At 70.4% G+C, this 19,338-nt stretch carries 20 protein-coding genes; 14 read left to right on the top strand and 6 right to left on the bottom strand.

Annotated features, from left to right (window positions below; translation table 11 throughout):
- The first annotated feature begins 46 nt into the window (after nt 1–46).
- A complete protein-coding gene (locus AB0M73_RS13620) occupies nt 47–400 on the top strand; it encodes a DUF488 family protein (RefSeq protein WP_363890777.1) in 354 nt (117 codons plus the stop codon).
- Here the strand turns inward: AB0M73_RS13620 and AB0M73_RS13625 are convergent.
- The 3 genes from AB0M73_RS13625 to AB0M73_RS13635 are packed head-to-tail and all read right to left on the bottom strand — an operon-like array spanning nt 397 to nt 3,079.
- Nucleotides 397–861, bottom strand: a complete 465-nt coding sequence (locus AB0M73_RS13625) for a GNAT family N-acetyltransferase (protein WP_363890779.1) — start codon at nt 859–861, stop codon at nt 397–399. The genes AB0M73_RS13620 and AB0M73_RS13625 overlap by 4 nt on opposite strands.
- 35 nt (nt 862–896) lie before the next feature.
- Nucleotides 897–2,189, bottom strand: coding sequence for an APC family permease (locus AB0M73_RS13630; protein ID WP_363890782.1), 1,293 nt, complete (start codon nt 2,187–2,189; stop codon nt 897–899).
- Nucleotides 2,186–3,079, bottom strand: coding sequence for a carbon-nitrogen hydrolase family protein (locus AB0M73_RS13635; RefSeq protein ID WP_363890784.1), 894 nt, complete (start codon nt 3,077–3,079; stop codon nt 2,186–2,188). The genes AB0M73_RS13630 and AB0M73_RS13635 overlap by 4 nt, the downstream gene beginning before the upstream one ends.
- 50 nt (nt 3,080–3,129) lie before the next feature.
- Here AB0M73_RS13635 and AB0M73_RS13640 point away from each other — a divergent pair, with 50 nt between their 5' ends.
- Nucleotides 3,130–3,837, top strand: a complete 708-nt coding sequence (locus AB0M73_RS13640) for an FCD domain-containing protein (RefSeq protein WP_363890786.1) — start codon at nt 3,130–3,132, stop codon at nt 3,835–3,837.
- Between the two features lie 57 nt (nt 3,838–3,894).
- Nucleotides 3,895–5,070, top strand: coding sequence for an arylsulfotransferase family protein (locus AB0M73_RS13645; RefSeq protein ID WP_363890788.1), 1,176 nt, complete (start codon nt 3,895–3,897; stop codon nt 5,068–5,070).
- Nucleotides 5,071–5,119: 49 nt separating this feature from the next.
- Here the strand turns inward: AB0M73_RS13645 and AB0M73_RS13650 are convergent, their stop codons facing one another.
- Nucleotides 5,120–5,623 (bottom strand): hypothetical protein, encoded by a 504-nt coding sequence (locus AB0M73_RS13650; RefSeq protein ID WP_363890789.1) that lies wholly within the window; start codon nt 5,621–5,623, stop codon nt 5,120–5,122.
- Between the two features lie 188 nt (nt 5,624–5,811).
- Nucleotides 5,812–7,296: an alpha/beta fold hydrolase gene (locus AB0M73_RS13655; protein WP_363890791.1), complete on the bottom strand. Its 1,485-nt coding sequence runs from the start codon at nt 7,294–7,296 to the stop codon at nt 5,812–5,814.
- A 136-nt stretch (nt 7,297–7,432) separates the two neighbouring features.
- Here AB0M73_RS13655 and AB0M73_RS13660 point away from each other — a divergent pair, with 136 nt between their 5' ends.
- The 11 genes from AB0M73_RS13660 (at nt 7,433) to AB0M73_RS13710 (ending at nt 17,227) form a co-directional block, all read left to right on the top strand.
- The gene (locus AB0M73_RS13660) at nt 7,433–7,621 is read left to right on the top strand and encodes a hypothetical protein (RefSeq protein ID WP_363890793.1); all 189 of its coding nucleotides are present in this window, start codon (nt 7,433–7,435) and stop codon (nt 7,619–7,621) included.
- A gap of 127 nt (nt 7,622–7,748) precedes the next feature.
- Complete coding sequence (locus tag AB0M73_RS13665) at nt 7,749–8,258, top strand: SigE family RNA polymerase sigma factor (protein ID WP_363890794.1); 510 nt, start codon at nt 7,749–7,751, stop codon at nt 8,256–8,258.
- Nucleotides 8,255–9,061 (top strand): hypothetical protein, encoded by an 807-nt coding sequence (locus AB0M73_RS13670; protein ID WP_363890795.1) that lies wholly within the window; start codon nt 8,255–8,257, stop codon nt 9,059–9,061. The genes AB0M73_RS13665 and AB0M73_RS13670 overlap by 4 nt, the downstream gene beginning before the upstream one ends.
- A 74-nt stretch (nt 9,062–9,135) precedes the next feature.
- Complete coding sequence (locus tag AB0M73_RS13675; RefSeq protein WP_363890797.1) at nt 9,136–9,684, top strand: hypothetical protein; 549 nt, start codon at nt 9,136–9,138, stop codon at nt 9,682–9,684.
- A 17-nt stretch (nt 9,685–9,701) separates the two neighbouring features.
- Complete coding sequence (locus AB0M73_RS13680) at nt 9,702–11,372, top strand: RNA ligase family protein (RefSeq protein WP_363891054.1); 1,671 nt, start codon at nt 9,702–9,704, stop codon at nt 11,370–11,372.
- Nucleotides 11,372–14,002 carry an RNA repair domain-containing protein gene (locus AB0M73_RS13685; protein WP_363890798.1) on the top strand — a complete coding sequence of 877 codons (2,631 nt, stop codon included), beginning with the start codon at nt 11,372–11,374 and terminating at the stop codon, nt 14,000–14,002. Before AB0M73_RS13680 ends, AB0M73_RS13685 begins: the two co-directional genes overlap by 1 nt.
- A 33-nt stretch (nt 14,003–14,035) precedes the next feature.
- Nucleotides 14,036–14,920 carry an aminoglycoside phosphotransferase family protein gene (locus AB0M73_RS13690; protein ID WP_363890800.1) on the top strand — a complete coding sequence of 295 codons (885 nt, stop codon included), beginning with the start codon at nt 14,036–14,038 and terminating at the stop codon, nt 14,918–14,920.
- Nucleotides 14,921–14,967: 47 nt separating this feature from the next.
- Entirely contained in the window at nt 14,968–16,308 is a 1,341-nt protein-coding gene (locus AB0M73_RS13695; protein ID WP_363890802.1) for a CYTH and CHAD domain-containing protein, read from the top strand.
- Between the two features lie 55 nt (nt 16,309–16,363).
- The gene (locus AB0M73_RS13700; RefSeq protein WP_363890804.1) at nt 16,364–16,525 is read left to right on the top strand and encodes a hydrophobic protein; all 162 of its coding nucleotides are present in this window, start codon (nt 16,364–16,366) and stop codon (nt 16,523–16,525) included.
- A 40-nt stretch (nt 16,526–16,565) separates the two neighbouring features.
- Complete coding sequence (locus tag AB0M73_RS13705; protein WP_363890806.1) at nt 16,566–16,763, top strand: CsbD family protein; 198 nt, start codon at nt 16,566–16,568, stop codon at nt 16,761–16,763.
- An 89-nt stretch (nt 16,764–16,852) separates the two neighbouring features.
- Nucleotides 16,853–17,227, top strand: coding sequence for an STAS domain-containing protein (locus AB0M73_RS13710; RefSeq protein ID WP_363890807.1), 375 nt, complete (start codon nt 16,853–16,855; stop codon nt 17,225–17,227).
- Here the strand turns inward: AB0M73_RS13710 and AB0M73_RS13715 are convergent.
- On the bottom strand, nt 17,162–19,288 hold the full coding sequence (locus tag AB0M73_RS13715; protein ID WP_363890809.1) for a SpoIIE family protein phosphatase: 2,127 nt from the start codon (nt 19,286–19,288) through the stop codon (nt 17,162–17,164). The two genes, AB0M73_RS13710 and AB0M73_RS13715, sit on opposite strands and share 66 nt — an antisense overlap.
- Between the last annotated feature and the right edge of the window lie 50 nt (nt 19,289–19,338).

The raw sequence follows: 19,338 nt of genomic DNA on the forward strand, positions 1-19,338 counted from the left end.
GTGTGTTCCCGGGCGCGCGAGGCGTTCGGCGAGTTATCGTCCGTGGGTGCGCACGGTGCGGGTGGCTCGGGTCTACGACGATCCCAGCCCCGAGGACGGGGTTCGGGTGCTGGTCGACCGCCTCTGGCCGCGCGGACTGCGCAAGGACCTGGCCCAGTTGGACAGCTGGTGCCGCTCCGTCGCCCCGTCCGATGAACTGCGCATCTGGTACGGCCACGACCCCTCCCTGTTCGAGGAGTTCGCCGAGCGCTATCGCGCCGAGCTCACGGCCGCCGACCGGCAGACGGCGTTGCGGGGGCTGATCGAGACGACCGGCACGCTGACCTTGCTGACTGCCACCAAGGCCTTGGAGATCAGCAACGCCGCGGTGCTGGCCGATGTGCTGCGGTCGATGGTCTAAGCGCGACGGAGCGTCAGTTCGAACGGGGTGAATCCGTGTGAACGGTAGAACGCGATTGCCGTCTCGTTCGCGGCGAAGGCCGTCACGCGGAATTCGGTGGCCTCATTTCGTTCGGCCCAAGCGGTGAATTCGGTGACCAGTGCGGAGCCGGCGCCGGTGCGGCGGAACTGCTCGCCGACCCGCATGCTCTCCAGCACGGCGATGCGCGCGCCTGGGCGGATCTCGCTGGTCCGCAGCCGGCCGACCAGATGGCCGGCCGGCGCGCCGTCCGCCCTGGCCAGCAGGCACAGTCCGGCGCTGTCGCCGATCACGTCGCGGTAGTAGGCCGCGCCGTCCCGGCGCGGCCAGTCGGCGTCCATACGCGGGTCGTGCCGCCCGCCGTCCTCGGCGAACAGCGCGCCCACGGACGTCACCAGTTCGGGAATCAGTTCTTCGGCCGCTTCGACGATTGTCGTGGCCATGAAACGACCGTAGCCGATTCCATTAATCATGTAAATCAATCCTCGAACGTGACCTCCGGGGGCGGGCGGCGGAAACCGCGGGTGAGGTAGGTGAGATAGCAGACGCCGAGGGCGAGCCAGATGAGGCCGAGGGTGATGGCGGTGCCGTCGAGGTGGACGAGCAGCCAGAGGTCGACGGCGGCGCCGACGACGGGCACCACGAGGTTGCGCAGGACGGAGCCGCGCTGTCGCAGCCACAGGGCGATGACGGAGAGGTTGACGAAGGTGAAGGCGGTGAAGGCGCCGAAGTTGATGAACGAGGTCGAGGTGGTGACGTCGAGGGCCAGCGCGCCGAGGCCGATCAGTCCGATGAGGACGATGCCGAAGACGGGGGTCTCCAGCTTCGGTTGCAGGTAGCCGAAAAAGCGCTTGGGCAGCACGCCGTCACGGCCCATGGCGAACATCAGCCGGGACGCGCCGGCCTGGGCGGCGATGCCGGAGGCGAACTGGGCGACCATGAGCCCGGCCAGGAAGACGGCGGCGAACAGGGTGCCGCCGATGTCGGTGGCGATCTCGAACGCGGCCGAGGACTCGTCGTGGAAGGTGGCGCCGGGATGCACGAGCTGCGTGGCGTAGGCCAGGATCACGAACAGCACGCCACCCAGCAGCGCGGTCAGCAGAATGGCGCGGGGAATGGTCTTGCGCGGCTCGAAGGTCTCCTCGGTCAGCGTGGTCACGGCGTCGAAGCCGAGGAACGAGTAGGCGGCGATGGCGGCCCCGGCGGAGATGCCGCTGAACGAGGAACCGTTGTGGTAGAAGGGAACCCCGCTGAACAGGCTCGGGGCGTGGCCGAACGACAGGATCACGAAGAACAGGATCACCAGCATCTGGAACGCCATCAGCAGGAAGTTGGCGGTCACCGCGACCCGGATTCCCAGCACGTTCAACACGGTCGTGAGAATGATGAAACCCAGCACCCACAGCCAACTCGGCACCGACGGGAACTGGGCGGACATGTAGGCGGCGCCGATCAGCCAGATCACCATCGGCAGGAAGAAGTAGTCCAGCAGCACCGCCCAGCCGACCAGGAAGCCGACGCGGGAGTCGATGGCCTTGCGCACGTAGGTGTACGCGGAGCCGGCGACCGGGAACTCGGAGGCCATCCGTCCGTAGCTGGCCGCGGTGAACAGCATCGCCACCGTGGCCAGGAGGTAGGCGGTCGGCACCGTCCCGTCGGTGGTGGTGGCGACGATGCCGTATGTGCCGAGCACGATCAGCGGCGCCATGTAGGCGAGTCCGAAAAGGACGACACCACGCAGGCGCAGATGCGGGGTGAGGGTAACGGTCATCGCGGGTCACCTCCACCCGGCCGCCACCGGCCGGGGTCGATCCTGCCCTGGTACAACGGAAGTTCGATCGGCGCGTCGCCGTCACGGAACTGGTCCCACATGCGGTTCACGCCGGCGGTGCCGCGCTGGCGAACCCGGGCCACCTCCTCGACGTCCAGTGTCACGGCGAGCACGGCCGGATCGGCGCCGGCCGTCTCGGCCAGCACCTGGCCCTCGGGCCCGACCACCACGCTGGATCCGACGCCGAACGGCCCGGCCACGTTGAGGCTGACCACAAAAACCTGGTTGACGATGGCATTGGCCCGTGCCAGCACCAGTTCCTGCGCGCGGTCGGGCGTGGTCGTCTGCACGGGGTTGAGCACCACATCGGCCCCCATCCACGCCAGGTGCCGGGTCAATTCCGGGAACCACGCGTCGTAGCAGATGGAGAAGCCGACGCGGCCGGCGTCGGGGATGTCGAAGACGACGAACCGGTCGCCCGGGTCGTACGGCTCGTACGGCCGCCACGGGAAGATCTTGCGGTACGACGCGACCAACGAGCCGCCGGGGGAGAAGGCCAGGGCGGTGTTGAACACCTCGCCCGACGGTCCCCGCTCGCAGACGGTGCCGGGAACCAGCCAAATGCCCAGGTCACCGGCCATTTCGGCCAGCCGGCGGGTGCGCGGGCCGCTCAACGGCTCGGCGGTGTCGCGCGGGTTCTCCGCTCCGCACAGGTGCAGCTCGGGGTACATGACCAGGCGCGTGCCCGGGTGGTCGGCGAGCACGGCCGCCAGCTCGTCGGCGAAGGTGTCGAGCGGCCGGTCGAACGGCACCGGTTCGGCCTGCACCAGCACTGTGGACAGCACGGCGGCTCCTTCCGCGTTGTCGGCAAAATAGTCCAGGTTGAACACTTTCACAAGACTGTTCAAAATGATCCCTTTTAGCCGGTAGGGTGACGCCCATGGACGGCCTGAGCGCGCCCGCGCTGACCGGTATCCGCAGGTTGTCCGCGCTGGACACGGTGCGGGCGCGGATCGCGCTGGCCGTCGAGCTCGGGTTGCTGGCGCCGGGCGAGGCGCTACCGCCGGGGCCGGAGATCGCCTCCGCGCTCGGGGTCGGCGAGATCACCGTGCGCCGGGCCCTGGTGTCGTTGTGCTCGGACGGCGTGCTCGTGCGACGACGCGGCCGAGGCGGCGGCACGTCGGTCGCCGCCGAGCCGGCCTTGGGCGTGGTGGCGGAGATCGCCGCCTACACCGGCGCCGGGGCCGAGGTGCACGAGCTCATCGATCACCGGCTGGCACTGGAGACCGGCCTGGTTCATCTGGCGGCGATCCGGCGCGCCGACGACGCCGTGCCGGCGATGGAGGATCTGGTGCAGCGCATGGAAAAGGCGTCTGGCTGGGCCGAGTTCCACGAGCTCGACGCGCGGTTCCACGCCACGGTGGTCGAGGCCAGCGGCCTGACCGCGACCGAGCGGTACGGCGAGGTCGTGCGGGAGCTCTACCGCTACTACCTGCCGTATCCCTTGGCATACCTCCGCGAATCCAACCGTGAGCACGCCAAGCTCGTGGCGGCGATCGACCGGCGGGACGCCGTCGCCGCGGTGGAAGTCACCTGCCGGCACGTCGAAGTGCTGCACGAGACCATGTTGTCCAGACATTCCCGTTAGTTCCCACACTCTGGATGCGCTTCCCTCGCCGTGGCCGGCATTGTTAGGCATACGGCCATGCGCTTGCACATCCTCGCGTTGGCCGTCGCGGCCCTCGTCCCCGCCCTGCCGGCCACCGCGGCCGCCGCCGAGCCGTCGCTGCCGCCGCTGACCGTGCTCACCGACGCTCTTGGGGCCGGGAAGGGCGACATCTTCCTCACCCCGACCTCCGCCGACGGCAAGTACGCCAACGGCGTGGCCATCCTCAGTCCCGACGGCAGGAAGACCGTGTGGTCGCACGCCGTGCCGGCCGGCCTGTCGGCGGCCGACTTCCGCAAGCAGAACTACCGTGGCCGGCCGGTGCTGACCTGGTGGGAGGGCAAGGGCTTAGGCGGGTTGGCGGTCGGCGTCGACCAGATATACGACGCGGGCTATCACAAGATCGGCGAGGTGCGGGCGGGCAACGGCTATCAGGCCGACGGACACGAGTTCGTCATCACGCCGCGCGACACCGCCCTGGTCCTGGCCTACAAGCAGGCCACCGCCGACCTCACCGCGATCGGCGGCCCGTCCCGGCAGCAGGTGCTCGACGGCGTCGTGCAGGAGATCGACATCGCCACCGGGAAGGTGCTTTTCCAGTGGGACAGCAGCGATCACGTGCCGTACTCGCGGAGCGAGCAGCCGTTGCCGGCCTCGCCGGACACGCCGTGGGACTGGTTCCACATCAACGCCGTCAAGCCGGACGGCGGCAATCTGCTGCTGGACGCCCGGAACACCTGGGCCGCGTATGAGGTTTCCCGCCGGGACGGCCGGATTCTGTGGCAGCTGGGCGGAAAGGCCAGCTCGTTCCGGCCGGCCGGGGCGGAGCTCAACGCCGCCGGCGCGCTCGTCGCGTGGCAGCACGACCCTGAGCCGTTGGGCAACGGCTACTACAGCTTCTTCGACAACGAGTCCGCCGGGGTCGCCAACACCGGCAGCGGGGCCGTCTCCGAGTACGACCACAGCCGGGTCGCCGTGGTGAAGGTGGATCCGGCCAAGCACACGGCCACCTTGGTGCGGGCCTACAGCCAGCCCGCCGGGCTGCTCGCGACGTCACAGGGCAACGCGCAGCCCGAGCCGGGCGGGCAGACGTTCGTCGGCTGGGGCGCGCTGCCGCACCTGTCGGAGTTCGACCGGCACGGGGCCGTGGTGTTCGGCGCCAAGTTCCCCGCCGGTGTGAACACCTACCGCGCCTACCGTTTCGACTGGCGGTGAACCACTGCGCCGGCCGCCCCTGGGGGACGGCCGGCGCGGTGTCGCAGGCTCAGCCGCCGACCTGGGAGGCGGCGGTCCGGGCGCGGGACATGAACTGGTTGTAGGCGCCGTTCTGGTACGTCGTCCACGGCGTCCAGTCGCTGCCGTTGGACGAGATGCGGGCCGTCTGCTGCGCGGCGGTGACCGGGTTGAAGGCCTGGTCGTCCGAGACCTCGCTGTGCCACTTGGAGTTGATCTGCCAGACGCCGCGGTCGCGGCTGCAGTCGGTGTTGATCAGCACCGCCTTGGTCCAGCCCTGGCTCTCGGCCAGCGCCACCGCGATGGAGATGATCAGGCCGTTGCCGTGCAGGCCGCCGTTGTTGCGGGCGTACTGGGCGATCTGCTTGTCGGACAGGTGGGTTCCGGCCAGTGTGCTCTTCTGCGTGCACAGCGGGGCGGCCGGCGAGGCCACCGCGGCCGGCGTGGTGCCGGCGGTCGCCAGTGGGGCGGCGGCCAGGAGTCCGCTGAGCACGAGCCCGGACAGCGCGACAAGGCGCGTAGAAGCCTTCGCCATGATGTTTCCTCACAGTCATCGCAGGGGTAATGACGTGATTCACGTGGCGGCGTCCGCCCATCCTGACAGCGAACGATCCTCGGGCGAAGCGTTCACCCTTGACAGATTTGGTCTAGACCAGAAGGGAGGGCCTAGAAAAACGCCACCCCGGCCGGAAAGCCGGGGTGGCGTCCTGTGCTGCCGGTGAATCAGCCGGCGACGGGCGCCGGCGGGGCGGCGCAGGTGGCGTCGGAGACGTTGCCGGGCTTACGGGTCGGCAACGTTCCGGCGCTGAGGTAGTTGCCCAGCACGGTGTTCACGCACGTGTCCGCGCTCGGCGTGACGCCGTGGGTGATGGCGCCGTTCACGGTCAGCAGCGCGGAATGCGCATACCGCTGGCGCAGCGCCATGCTGCCGGACGGCGGGGCGACGCCGTCGAGCTCGTTCTGCAGCAGCAGCACGCTGCCCACGCCGTACCCGAGCACCGGCACCGGGTTCGAGGCCTTGACCGGCCACACCCGGCACGGGGCGTTGAACCAGGTGTTGCCCCACGTGATGTCCGGCGCCTGGGTCGCACTCGCCACGGCGTTGGCGCGCCACGTCGACCAGTCGGCCGGCCACGGGGCGTCGGTGCAGACCTCGGACAGCAGCGCGGCGTAGATGTTGTCGCTGCCGCGCTGGTAGAACTGCGTGTACAGGCCCTGCAACGCGGTGGCGTCGCCGGTGTGCACGAAGCCGGCGAACAACCCGCCGAGCGTGGGCCAGAACGCCTCGTAGTACGGCGTCAGCGTGAGCAGGTCGGTCAGTTCGGCCGGCCCGATCAGGCCGTTGGCCGGCTGCGCCGTCACCTTGGCCAGCTGCGCGTTCCACACCTGCTTGATGGCGTCCCGCGTGGCGCCCAGGTGGTAAGTGGCGTCATTGGCCGCCAGCCAGTCGAAGAAGAGGAAGAAGTTCCGCTGGAGATTGGCGTTCTGGTCCAGGTCGGCCGCCCGGTACCAGACCTCGTCCGGGTTGATCGCGCTGTCCAGCACCAGACGCTTGACGGTCAGCGGGTGCAGGGTGGCGTACACCTCGGCCACATAGGTGCCGTAGGACTGGGCGTACAGGCCGACCTGGTTGACGCCGAGCGCCGCCCGCACGTCGTCCAGGTCGGCGGCGACGTCGGTGGTCCTCATGTGCTGCAACAGATCCGAGTGCGTGTTGGCGCACGCGGTGGCGTAGCCCTGCACGCGGTTGAGCCAGTTGACCTCGTTGGTCGGCACGGTCGGCGCGTAGCCCGGCCGGTTGAACGAGTTGTAGCCCGGGTCGCACGACAGCGCGGGCACGCTGGGCGCGATGCCGCGGCGGGCGATGCCGATCCAGTCGTAGCCGTCCGCGCCGGGCAGCTGCTGCCCGAGCAGCGAGGACTCGTAGCCGGCCCCGGCCAGCGGGTCCGGGGCGGTCAGCATGACGCCCTGATAGGCGCTGGATGCCTTGTGCGCCACCCGGGACAGCGCGAGTGTGATCTTCGCGCCGCCGGGGTCGGCGTGGTTGAGCGGCACCTGGAGCGTGCCGCACTGGGCGCCGGCGTTGGCCAGCGTCGTGTCCTGGCAGGCGCCCCAGGCGATGGTCTCGTGGGGCAGGGTCGCGCCGACAGCGGCCGCGTTGCCCATGGTGATCACTGCCGTCACGACGACGGCGGCAGCGGACAGCATGCGTCTCACCAGTAATTGCCTCTCTCACGGTGGTTCCCGTGATCACCGTAGGCAGCGCGGCTGTGCGCGTGCGCGATCCCGGTCGGTTTCGGGTCATGTTTTGTTCCCGTACGGACAGCGGCGCTAGGGTGCGGGAATGACCGCGGGCATTCTGGGCAGCCTCGTCGCCGGACTGGACTTTCCGGACTGGGTGCGCTGGATCGGCCTGGCGCCGTTGGCCGCCGGCGCCCTTGTGGCGTGGCCGGCCCGTCGCGAGCGCGGCCCCCGCCTCGGGGGCGGGCTGGTGCTGGCCGGGGCCGGGCTGCTCATCCTGCTCGCCGGCTGAGAAAACCGCGATCGCGGTTTACGGAATTGTCCTTGCCGCCGTGAATTCCGCCCCGCAGAAAACTCGCTGCAACCCGCTGAGCCGCCGTGCGCGTGTTCACTGATGGAAGCGAGGACACGGAGGGGACATGGCCGATCGCGACATCGCGTTCGCGCAGTTCGTCACGGCTAAAGCCGACGGTCTGCAACGCACGGCGTACCTGCTGTGCGGTGACTGGCACCGTGCCGAGGACCTGACCCAGGTGACGTTCACCAAGCTCTACCGGCAGTGGCACCGCCTGACCGACCTGGGCGCGCTGGACGGCTATGCCCGCAAGGTGCTGGTCCGCGCGTTCCTGTCCGAGCGGCGACTGGGCTGGTTCCGCCGTGAGCACGTCACCGCCGAGCACGCCGACCAGCCGGAACAGGGCGGGGACCGGCCGGAGGACCGCCTGATGCTGCTGGCCGCGCTACGGCGCGTGCCGGCGGGGCAACGGGCGGTGCTGGTGCTGCGGTACTGGGAGGACATGTCCGTCGAGGACACCGCCCGGCTGCTGGAGTGCTCCGAGGGCACGGTCAAGAGCCAGGCCGCGCGCGGGTTGCAGACCCTGCGCGCACTGCTGAACGTGACACCACTGAGCCCGAGGAGGGGCGCGTGAACGAGCAGGACCTGCGGGAAGCACTCCAGGACGCGATGACCGACGCTGTCCCGCCGCGCACGGTGACAGCGGACGCCGCGCTGAGCCGGGCCCAGCGCGTGCAGCGGGTCCGGCGCGCCAACATCCTAGGGGCCGGGGTCGCGGTCGCCGTGATCGCGCTGGTGGCGGGCGCGTTCACCATCAACAGCCCGCACACGACACTGAACACGGCGGCCGGGCCGGGCACGACGCCTCCGCCGACCTCATCGGTCGAACACGGCGACCGGACCCAGCAGAAGGGCCCGCAGAACGACAGGAGCGTGCAGCTGCTGGACGCGTTGGACGGCATGCTGCCGTACCCGATCCAGAAGGCCACCGACACGCAGACAACCGGCGCCAGGATCCCCTTGCGCACCCACCAGGCGCAGGTCGAGGACTGGGACCGGAACACGTGGAGCTACCAGGCGGTCGAGCCGGTGGCCCCGGCCGGCGGCGGCATCGGCGCCGGGCGGCTGATCGTGGAGGTGTACGGGCCGGGCAACCAGATCCCCACCGACTCGTGCGCGATGGCCAGGGCCTTCTGGGGCGTCGGCGGCGACTGCGAGGAGGTCCAGGTGGTCGGCAAGCACATCGGGCTGGTCCAGCACACCGCCGACGGCCGCGTCGATTCCCTGGCGGCGTACCGGTATCCGGACGGCACGGTGGTGTACCTGGCGCAGAGCGCCAGCATCTACCAGGCCGGCACGGCGGCGCTGCCCAAGCCGCCGCTGACCGACGCCCAGTTGGTCAACCTCGTGCTCACGCCGGGGTTCAAGGTGGCCTGAGGATTTCGTTGGGACGAACGGGCCTTCGTGTGCCAACCTGATCGCCGACAGCGGACGATCAAGGGGGCACGGTCATGGAGAAGATCCCGACGATCTTCGAGCGGGACGGCCGGTTCCACGTCGTCGACCGCCCGCGCGCCGACTGCGCGTGGGTGTTCGACGGCGAGGGCGTGGCGACGGAGAAGCTGGACGGCACCAACGTCCGGCTGACCGTGCGCTGCGGCGCCATCGTCCGGGTCGAGAAGCGGCGCAACCCGAACAGGGAGCAGAAGGCGCGCGGCATCGTCGACGGCTGGTACGTCGACGCCGGCCCCGAGGACAAGTGGATCATGGCGGCGGCCGACGGCACGGACGTGTCGGCGTGGCCCGACGGCGAGCACTCGTGCGAGGCGATCGGGCCGCGCGTGCAGGGAAATCCGCTGGGGCTGGACAAGCACGTCTGCTTGCCGTTCAACCTGAGCGCGCCGGTGTACGCCGACGTGCCGCGGGACTTCGCCGGCCTGCGGGCTTTCCTGGCCACTGTGGACAGTGTCTACTCGCCGGGCAACCTGGCCGAGGGACTGGTGTTCCACCACTCGGACGGGCGGCGGGCGAAGATCAAGCGCAAGGACTTCGGCCCGTGAGAGCTGCCCCCTTGAGAGTGCACTATCCGCGCACGCCGCATCTCCCGTGGTCGCCGGGGGCGACGGCCGACGACGTCCGGACCACCGACCTGTCGGGGTTGGCCGGGCGTGAGGTCGTCGTCACGGAGAAGCTGGACGGCGAGAACACGACGCTCTACCGCGACGGCCTGCACGCCCGGTCATTGGACTCGGCGCACCACCCGTCGCGGGCGTGGGTGAAGTCCTTGCACGGCAGTGTGGCGAGCGCGATCCCCGAGGGATGGCGGGTGTGCGGCGAGAACATGTACGCCCGCCACTCCCTGGGCTACGACGACCTGGACAGCTGGTTCTACGCCTTCTCGGTGTGGGCGGGGGAGCGTTGCCTGTCCTGGGACGCCACCGTGCGGTTCGCCGCCGGGCTGGGCGTTCCCGTGCCGAAGGTGTTGTGGCGCGGGGTTTTCGACGAGCGGGCGTTGCGTAAGCTCCGGCTGGACCTGGGCCGGCAGGAGGGCTACGTGGTCCGGGTCGCCGACAGCTTCCAGGCCGAGGATTTCCGCCACTGTGTGGCGAAGTGGGTGCGGACCGGGCACGTGCGGACCGACCAGCACTGGATGCTCGGTCCGGTGGTGGCCAACGGCCGTGGACCGTCGGCCTCGCTGTGGGACGTCCGTGCCGGCATGGCGCCGGACGTGCCGTCTTTGCTTGCCGCGGTCGGGTTTTCGTCGGCCGATGATCTCGGCGACGTTGTCGGACGGTTGGACCTGTTGGGGCGTAGGGGAGATGCCCGGCTGGCCGGTGTGCTGGCCATGGCGCTGCGTGGGCAGCCTCGCCGCCGCGTTGCCGCGGACCTCGTTGCGCCGCTGGGAATACGGCTGGCCCGGCAGGTCGCCGACCTGACCGGGCTGTACGGCCGACTGCTGACGCCGTTCCCCGACGACGAGCGCCGGCTCGGGTTGACGCGTCTGGCGTTGGCGGCCGATCTCGGCGTGCTGCATGCCGTCGCGGCGGCGGCCCAGCCCGACAACCAACAGGTCGAGTGGTCGGCCATGCACGCCGAGGAGGCCGGGCTGCTGGGCGAGCGGCCGTTCGAGCGGCTGAAGTGGGCGCTGCGGCGGGAAGGGCTCGACGAGGACGTGGCCGACCGGTGCTGGGCCGAGGCCCGGTGCCGGATCTCCACGCCGTCGGAGGCGATCCCGCTGACCTGGCGCTGGCGCGCCGGCGACTTCCCGCGCCTGATCGCCATGATCGGGCCGTCCGGCAGCGGCAAGAGCCAGTTCATCAAGTCGCTCCGGGGAATCGACGAGGTCGTGTCGCTCGACGATCTCCGCGAGGCCCGTGGCTCCCGCGAGGACCAGAGCGCCAACGCGGCCGTGTTCCACCTCGCCGTGCGGCGCCTGCACCGGGCACTCGGCGACGGTCGCACGGTCGTGTGGGACGCCACGTCGTTGAATCGCCGGCATCGGGCCATGGCCCAGACGGTCGCGGCCCGGCGGGATGCCTTCGTCACCAACGTGGTCTTCCTCGTTCCGGAGGAGGAGCTGGTCCGGCGCAACGGCATCCGCCCGCACCCGGTGCCGTCGGACGTGCTTTCCGCCCAGCTGGGCCGTTTCTCGCCGCCGTACCCGGGCGAGGCGCACCGGACATGGTACGTCGGGCGGTCCGGTAGGGTCGAGGACGTCGCCGGGGCGCTCGGCCGCGAGGAGGGATGATGCGGACCAGCGAGGAGATCTACCACCGGGTGCGCTGGGATCCGCGGTTCGACCCGGCCCGTTTCGTGCTGGGTGTCGGCATGCGCGGCCGGCCGCCCAAGCGCGTGCCGCTGCCGGCTTTCGTGCCCGGCGGCGAGATCCCTTGGCACCGCGTCATGTTCGTCGAGGCCGACGGCGAGGTCGTGTGGGACCGGTCCACCGGTGTCGACCGCATCGACGAGTCCGAGGCCGGCCGTGTGCTCGATCCTCGCCGCCTGCGCGCCCCGTTCTTCACCGCCCGTTCCCCGTTCGCCTGGGACGGCCTGGCCTGGTCGCCGTTGCGCAGTGTCCAAGATGGACGGTTCGGCGACAGCCGGCTGCGGGTGCTGACGTGGAACACCCTGTGGGACCGCTACGACGCCGACCGCATCGACTCCGCCGGCCGCCGCCCGCGACTGGTCGAGGAGTTGGCTCGTGCCGACGCCGACGTGATCGCCCTCCAGGAGGTCGAGGGCGCCCTGTTGCCCCTGCTGCTGGCCGCGCCCTGGGTTCGTGCCGGCTATGTCGTCAGTTCCGTGGACGGCCGTGAGGTCGACGGCAACGGATTGCTGTTGCTCAGCCGGGTTCCGGTCCGTGAGGCCGGCTTCCACCAGCTAGGGCCGCACAAGGGCGTGGTGGCATTCGTGGTCGAGACCGCCGGCGGCGTCGTCGCCGTCGCGGCCACGCACCTCACCAGCGACCACAGCGACCATGGCGCGGAAACCCGTTCCCTGGAGCTCGCCGCCATCGCCGACGGTCTGTCCGATGTGGACTGCCGCGTGGTGTTGCTTGGCGATGTCAACGATGGCTCGGTGATGCCGGCGGACGCTCTGCGCCTCATCGACGCCTGGACCGAGGTTCACGGTTCCGCCGACCAGACCCCGACCTTCGACCCGGTAACCAACCCCTTGGCCGCGGTCTCATCGCTCACCGGCCTCCCTGCCCGTATCGACCGTGTCCTGGTCCGTGGTCTGCGTCCGGTGCAGGCGTCCGTGCGGCGCGCGCCCGTCTCCGATCACTACGGCGTCGAGGCGGAACTGTTGGTGGGCAAGGCCGACGGCGAGGTGCTCGACGTCCCTCCGACGTCCCGCACCGCCGTCGCCTGGCTACCGCCCGACCTGCCCGAGATCACAGAGCTCCGACGCCGCCACGATCCGCAGGTCGACCGCTGGCCAGCGCACGTCACTCTCTTGTTCGGCTTCGTCCCCGAGTCGTCCTTCGAGCAGGCCGTCCCCTTGTTGGCCGCTGCCGCCGCCCAGGTTTCTCCATTCCCCGTGCGCCTCGATGGCGTGGACACCTTCGGCCATCGAGACGATGCCACGGTCTGGCTCGACCCGGTTGCCCCGCAGTGGCCTCACCTCCAGGCCGCACTCACCCGTCCTTTCCCCTCTTGCCGCCCCAAGTCCTTCACTGCTCACCTGACTCTGGGACGCACCCGTGACGCGCAAACGGTTGCCGCCGAATGCCGGTCCGCTCTGTCCCCTGTGGACACCACCGTCGGTGAGCTGGCCGTGTTGTCTCGCCGTGGCGGCGAGCCCATGCGCGTCAGGGCCGTGATCTCCCTCGGCACCGGTGCCGTGCAGTGGATCCCCGCCGACGACGGCGCGCCTGTCGGCGGCAGCGGACCGGTACAGGCGCTGCTCGACCGTGTAGCCGAGGCCCTCCCTGACGGCGTGGTGCACCTGGTCGGATCGCACGCCATGGACTGTGCGCTCCCCGACGCCGATGTCGATTTGGTCGTCGCGGTCCCCGGCCCCGTCGACGTGACCTGCCTCAACATCCGCGATGCCAGCGACATCCGGGCGGTCACCGGCGCACGGGTGCCGGGCGCCCGGCTGCGGATCCGGTCTCGGCCGGTCGATCTGGTGTTCGTCGAGACCGGCGATGTGGATCCGGCCGAGGCCGTCGAGCGGCGGGGCGAGCTGGGATCGGCGGCGGCGACCGCGCTCAGCGCGGTGACCGATGCCGCCGCCCTCAGGGGACGGAACACCGTCCTGATCCGGCACGTGAAGGCCTGGGCCAAGGCCCGGGGCCTGGCCTCGGCGCCGTTCGGCGGCCTGCCGAGCATCGCTTGGGCGATCATGGCGGCCACCATGGATTCGGCGGGCCCCGCCGACTTCTTCGCGCGTTGGGCCGCTTGGGACTGGCGTGATGCCGTGTCGCTCACCGGCCGTTCCAAGGCCTATGGGCCGGTCACCGTGGTGACGCCGACGGCTCCGGTTCGGTCGTGCACGGAGCAGGTCGGCGTAGGCATGCGTGACCTCGTCACGCAGGAGCTGTACCGGGCATGGGAGATCGCTGCCGAGTCGACCGATCCGTGGCCGCGGCTGCTGGAATCCCCGCCCATGCACCAGCGGCACGCCGCGTGGGCCGTGCTCACCGCCTCCGACGAGGGCCGCCTCCGTGGCCGTGTCCGGGCATTGCTCACGATGCTGGAGCCGGAGACGCCCGACCTGCACGCGTGGCCTCGCCCGTTCGCGCCGAACCAGTACGCCATCGGCCTCGGGCGCACCCCGGTCTCCGCCTCACTTCTGGCCGAGATCGCCTCGGGATGGAGCGCCGGCGCCACCGTCGAGTGGGTGCCGAACGGCGGCGTTCCCACTCTGCCCTGATATCGGCTTGCTCTCGCATGCCACAGTGGGGTTGTGGATCTGCTCCAGGCCGGTCAGATGCTGCGTCCGCTGTGGCCCGACCTCCCGGTCACGGCCGTCTTCCCTCGCACCGGCGGCCAGCTCAGCTCCGTCTTCGAGGTCCGCGCCGCCGACCGCTCGGCGATCGTCAAGGTCTATGACGAGAAGTGGCGTTGGAAGCAGGCCAAGGAGGCCCACGTCTATGGCCTGCTGTCCGAGCACGGCATTGCCCCGGTGCCCGTCATCCTCCACCTGGAGCCCGATCCCAGCGTGATCGGCCGCGCTTTCACCGTCATGACGACGCTTCCCGGCACTCCGCTGTCGGAGACCGCCGTCCCCGACATCGCTTCCGTGTACCACCAGCTGGGCCGTCTGCTCGCGTCCATCCACGCCATTTCCCAGCCCGGCTTCGGTTATCTCACCACCCATGTCCTCGATCCCGTGCCGGACAACACTTCGTACATGGCCCGCCAGTTCACCCGCAAGCTCCGCGAGTTCCTCGCCCTGCACGGCGATCCCGCTTTGCACGACCGCGTCCAGTCTTTTGTCGCCGCCCACTGCGACCTGTTCGCCCTCTGCGGCGCACCCGTCCTCTGCCACAACGACGTCCACGAGGGCAACATCCTGGTCTCCGACGGCCGCATTACCGGCCTCGTCGACGTAGAGAACGCCCTCGCCGGCGATCCGTGGCTGGATCTGGCCAAGGCCGACTTCTACGCCGCCCGTGGCTCCGCCCTCAAGCTCGACGCCCTCTTCGCCGGCTACGGCGCCCTCCCCGACGCCCGGATGCCCCTCTACCGGCTCTATCACGCCCTGGAGCTGTGGGACTGGTTCGCCTCCACCGGCGACGCCCAGTATCTCCCCGGCATTGCCGCTGAGATGGCCGCCCTCGCCTCTTGACCGGTCCGCATGCATAAACCCCACCTCCGAGTGGGTAGCCAACCGCCATGGCTACGCGAGTGAGGGAGACGGAGCGCAAGTACGAGCCGGCGGGCACGGGGGGTGGACTGCTGGCCGGGGTGCCGGGTGTGACGGTGGTGGGCGGCGGGGATGTGCTGCTGGACGCCGTCTACCACGACACCGCGGATCTGAGGCTGGCGCAGAGCGGGGTGACGCTGCGGCGCAGGAGCGGGGGAACCGACGCGGGGTGGCATCTGAAGCTGCCGGTCGGCCGCGATGCTCGGGACGAGGTCAGGGCGAAGGGCACCAAGGACGCGAAGCGGGTGCCGAAGGAGCTGTCGGACCTGGTGCTGGGGTTGACGCGGGGGGAGCCGCTGGCGCCGGTGGCGCACATCCGGACCAAGCGGAAGCGCTGGGAGCTGCTCGACGGCGAGGGGCACGTGGCGGCGGAGATGGTGGAGGACGACGTCATCGCCCAGACGCTGGGGGAGAACGAAGAGGTGAAGGCCTGGCGCGAGGTGGAGGTGGAGCTGGTCCACGGCGGGGGAGAGGTGTTCGAGGTGGTCGAGCGGCACCTTGGCCGGCCGTCGACGGCGCCGGCGAAGCTGGTGCGGCTGCTGGGGGAGCGGATACCGAAGCGGCCCAAGGCGTCCGATCGGATCACGAAGTACGTCCAGGAGCAGGCAAGGCAGATACGCCGACAGGACATCAGGGTCCGCCAGGATGCCGACGACGCGGTGCATCAGATGCGCGTGGCGAGCCGGCGGGTGCGGAGCGTTCTCCAGGCGTACAAGGGATCGCGAGGGCTGAAGGAAGAGCTGCGATGGCTGGGCGAGGTTCTGGGCGAGGCCCGGGATCTGGAGGTCCTGCGCGAACACCTCGAACAGGAAATCGAGGCGCTCCCGCCGGAGCTGGTGCTGGGCAATGTGCGGCAGCGGCTCGTGGAGACGTTCGCGCCCAGGGAGCAGGAAGCCCGCACGAAGGTCCTGGAAGCCTTGCGTAGCAAGCGGTACTTCGCTCTGCTCAACCGGTTGGAGACGACGAGGGTCCGCCCGGTGAAGCCGAAGAAGCGGCTGGGCAAGACAAAGCGACGGGTGCAACGGGCCAGCGAGGACGACGGCAAGACCCTGCACGACGTGCGGAAGGCGGCCAAGCGGACCCGCTATGCGGCGGAGGCGGCGGACAAGCAGAAACTGGCCCGGCGCATGAAGAAGCTGACCAAGGTGCTCGGCGAACACCAGGATTCCGTTGTGGCGCGCCGGGAACTGAGGGCCATGGGCGTGCAGTCCCATATGGACGGAGACAACGCGTTCACCTACGGCCTGCTGTACGGATGTGAGCTACGTCGCGCGGAGAAGGCGGAGGAGTCCTTGCGGCGCAAGGTTTAAAAAAGGCCGCAGCGGGTATCCAAGAGTCAACTTCCCCCGGCGAACAGGAGTTCAGATGGGAATCATCCTGGCGGTGCTGTTACTGGCCATCGTGCTCGGCGGCGTCGGCTTCGCCGTGCACGCACTGTGGATCATCGCGGGCATTGTGCTCGTCGTATGGCTGCTGGGCTTTCTGGTGCGTTCCGCCGAGGGCGGCGGGCACTGGTACCGCTGGTGACCCGACAAGGCCGACTAGCCGTACAGAGGAGGAGTTGGATATGAGCACGGAGCGCAAGTTCGAGGGCAAGGCCGACGAGGTCAAGGGCAAGTTCAAGGAAGGCGTCGGCGACGCCACCGGCAACGAGCAGTGGCAGGCCGAGGGCCGTGCGGACCAGGTCAAGGGTGGCCTGAAGCAGGCCGGCGAGAAGGTCAAGGACGCTGCCGAGAAGGTCAAGGACGCAGTGACGGGCAAGTGATGTGCCCCTCCGTCGCCCGCGCCGCCGTTTGGTGGCGCGGGCGACGGGTATCCAGGCCCAGCGAAGTGAGGCGAGCAGAGGACGGCCCGATGATCGAAGAAGACGTGATGACGCTGCCCCTGTCCGGTGAGCTGGACGTGGGCACCCAGGCGGCCACGTCGGCCCGGATCGCCAGGGCGCTGGACACGGCCCCGAGGTTCCTGGTGCTGGACCTGCGCGACGTCGACTTCCTCGGCTCGGCCGGCCTGTCGGTGCTGATCGAGACGCAGCGCGCGGCGGCGGCCCGCAACATCTCCATCGGACTGGTCGCGACCAGGCGGGCCACCCTGCTGCCGCTGGAGCTGACCGGCCTCACGACGATGTTCCCGGTGTTCGCCAGCCCGGAGGAGGCGGCCCGCTCAGCGCGCGCGCAGCGCGAGCAGGCAGGTGTCGTCCCGGGCGTTGGCGCCGACATGCGCCAGTAGCAGGTCGGCGTACTGCTCGATGCCCTCGACCGTGTGGGTCGCGGTCGTCACGAGCTCGTCGAGGCATTCGTCGATGTCCTGATGGGGCCGTTCCACGAGCCCGTCGGTGAACAGCACCAGTCGGTCCCCGGGGGCCAGGACCAGGGTGTTCTCCTCGTACGTCGGCGAGCTGAAGGCCCCGAGCAGCGGACCGGCCGGCAGCGGCAGCAGGGACGCCACGCTGTCCCGCACCAGCAGCGGCGGCAGGTGCCCGGCCCGCGCCCAGACCAGCGTCGACGTCGACGGGTCGTACATCCCACACAGCACGGTCCCGCTCACCCGCTCCGGCAGCGCCGCGGCACTGGTGTTCAGCCAGGCCATGATCTGAGCCGGCGGGGCGCCGGTCATCGCCAGGCCCCGCAACACGTTGCGCATCGAAATCATGCCCGTGACCACGGGAATCCCGTGGCCGGCGATATCACCCACCACCAGCAGCAACTGCCCGGACGGCAGCATCACGGCGTCGTACCAGTCGCCGCCGACCAGGTGCTGCGTCGCGGCCGGCTGATACCGCACGGCGATCTCCAGCCCGGCGGTCCGGGGCAGCTGCGTGGTCGGCGGGATGATCGCGTGCTGGAGCTGAATGGCCAGCTGCTGCTGCTCGTCGGCGTGCTCGGCGGTCACCTCCAGCGCGAATTCGGTGTGGTACTCGGACGTCACGTCCTGCCAGGCCCCGCGCAGGGCCACGACCTCGCCGGCGGCGTCGAGCACCGGCTCGGCGAACAGCCGCAGCTGCCGGTCGGGCTTCTTGAACACGGCCGTGGCCGGCCGGCGGCCGTTGATGACGGTGTGCAACAGGCGGCCCATGGTCGACTCGCCGTCCGGACCGAGCTCGGCGGCCAGCTCCCGCAGCGGCATGTGGTGCCGCGCCCCGATCACCTCGGTCAGCCGGGGCGTCCACGTGACACGGCCGGTGACCAGGCTTTCCTCCCAGCCGCCGAGGCCGCCGGCCCGCAGCGCGTTGTCGGCCAGCTCGGCGTCGCCCCGCTGCCGCCAGCTGATGGCCACGCCGTCGTACAGCCGGGCCACCCGGACCCGGCGCTCCTCGTCCAGGAACTCCTCGCTGACGCCGGTCTCCAGCGCCCGCACGGCCCGCTCGAACAGGCCGTCGGCCTTCGCGGCGAACGGGAACAGGGCCAGCAGCCGCTCACCGACCATGTCCGCCGGCGGCAGCGGCCACCCCTCGCCCACATGGTCCACGACGAAGTCGACGACCTCGTCGCCGTCCCGGACGGCCTTGGCCGTCAGCACGGCGTCAACCAGGCTGTCCAGCAGCCCGAGCAGCCACGACTGCTCGCCGTCCACGTCGGTCAGGGAACTGGCGCACAGGTCGGCCAGAGCCACCAGCTCGGTGCGCTGACCCGCGGTGAACTCCCGCCGCGGCACCGGCCAGCAGATCTCCATCACGCCCAGCACGGCCCGGCTGTTGCGGATCGGCAGCACGGCCCGCGCCCCGCCCGGCCAGCGCTCGGCGGCCGGCGCCAAAGCGGGATCTGACACCCCGGCCCGCAACCAGAGCTGCCTTTGCTCCACCACGGCCGTCCGGGCATGGGACGCGAACTGCGGCGGCAACTGGCGCCACCGCCCCGCCTCGGCCGCGCCCAGACCCCGCGCGCCGACCAGCCGCAACGCGCCGTCCGGCTCCACCCGCCAGATCGCCAGCGCCACCGCGCCCGTGGGCAGCAGCGCCTCCGTGAACACCGCGTCGGCCAGCGCGTCGGCGTCACGAGCGGTGGACACGCGGGTCTCGGCCAACCGCCGGCTCAGCACGGGGATATCGCCACCGGGCGGCGGCGCCGCCGTCTCCATCAGGTCGGCGGCCATCTCCAGCGGCGTCAGCCCGACGCTGTCGGCCAGCGTGTGCAGGTGCTGGGTGGCATGGGCCAGGCTGCCCCCGACCCGCTCCACCAGCCGCCCCTTGGCCTGTTCGAGCACGGCGTCGGCGGCGGCGCGTGCTCGCAGTTGCGCCAGCTGGTCCCGCTGATGGGCGACCAGCCGGGCCAGCCGTTCGAGGTCGGACACCGGGCGAGTGTAGAAGTGTCCGTGGCGTGATGCGCACATGCCAGGATGGA

Source organism: Kutzneria sp. NPDC051319, assembly GCF_040682195.1.
GTDB lineage: Bacteria > Actinomycetota > Actinomycetes > Mycobacteriales > Pseudonocardiaceae > Kutzneria.

What these genes read in the sequence shown, in the direction of transcription:
- AB0M73_RS13625 (WP_363890779.1), bottom strand. Translation starts at nt 861, where the DNA reads ATGGCCACGACAATCGTCGAAGCGGCCGAAGAACTGATTCCCGAACTG.
- AB0M73_RS13630 (WP_363890782.1), bottom strand. Translation starts at nt 2,189, where the DNA reads ATGACCGTTACCCTCACCCCGCATCTGCGCCTGCGTGGTGTCGTCCTT.
- AB0M73_RS13640 (WP_363890786.1), top strand. Translation starts at nt 3,130, where the DNA reads ATGGACGGCCTGAGCGCGCCCGCGCTGACCGGTATCCGCAGGTTGTCC.
- AB0M73_RS13645 (WP_363890788.1), top strand. Translation starts at nt 3,895, where the DNA reads ATGCGCTTGCACATCCTCGCGTTGGCCGTCGCGGCCCTCGTCCCCGCC.
- AB0M73_RS13650 (WP_363890789.1), bottom strand. Translation starts at nt 5,623, where the DNA reads ATGGCGAAGGCTTCTACGCGCCTTGTCGCGCTGTCCGGGCTCGTGCTC.
- AB0M73_RS13655 (WP_363890791.1), bottom strand. Translation starts at nt 7,296, where the DNA reads ATGCTGTCCGCTGCCGCCGTCGTCGTGACGGCAGTGATCACCATGGGC.
- AB0M73_RS13660 (WP_363890793.1), top strand. Translation starts at nt 7,433, where the DNA reads ATGACCGCGGGCATTCTGGGCAGCCTCGTCGCCGGACTGGACTTTCCG.
- AB0M73_RS13665 (WP_363890794.1), top strand. Translation starts at nt 7,749, where the DNA reads ATGGCCGATCGCGACATCGCGTTCGCGCAGTTCGTCACGGCTAAAGCC.
- AB0M73_RS13675 (WP_363890797.1), top strand. Translation starts at nt 9,136, where the DNA reads ATGGAGAAGATCCCGACGATCTTCGAGCGGGACGGCCGGTTCCACGTC.
- AB0M73_RS13685 (WP_363890798.1), top strand. Translation starts at nt 11,372, where the DNA reads ATGCGGACCAGCGAGGAGATCTACCACCGGGTGCGCTGGGATCCGCGG.
- AB0M73_RS13695 (WP_363890802.1), top strand. Translation starts at nt 14,968, where the DNA reads ATGGCTACGCGAGTGAGGGAGACGGAGCGCAAGTACGAGCCGGCGGGC.
- AB0M73_RS13700 (WP_363890804.1), top strand. Translation starts at nt 16,364, where the DNA reads ATGGGAATCATCCTGGCGGTGCTGTTACTGGCCATCGTGCTCGGCGGC.
- AB0M73_RS13705 (WP_363890806.1), top strand. Translation starts at nt 16,566, where the DNA reads ATGAGCACGGAGCGCAAGTTCGAGGGCAAGGCCGACGAGGTCAAGGGC.
- AB0M73_RS13710 (WP_363890807.1), top strand. Translation starts at nt 16,853, where the DNA reads ATGATCGAAGAAGACGTGATGACGCTGCCCCTGTCCGGTGAGCTGGAC.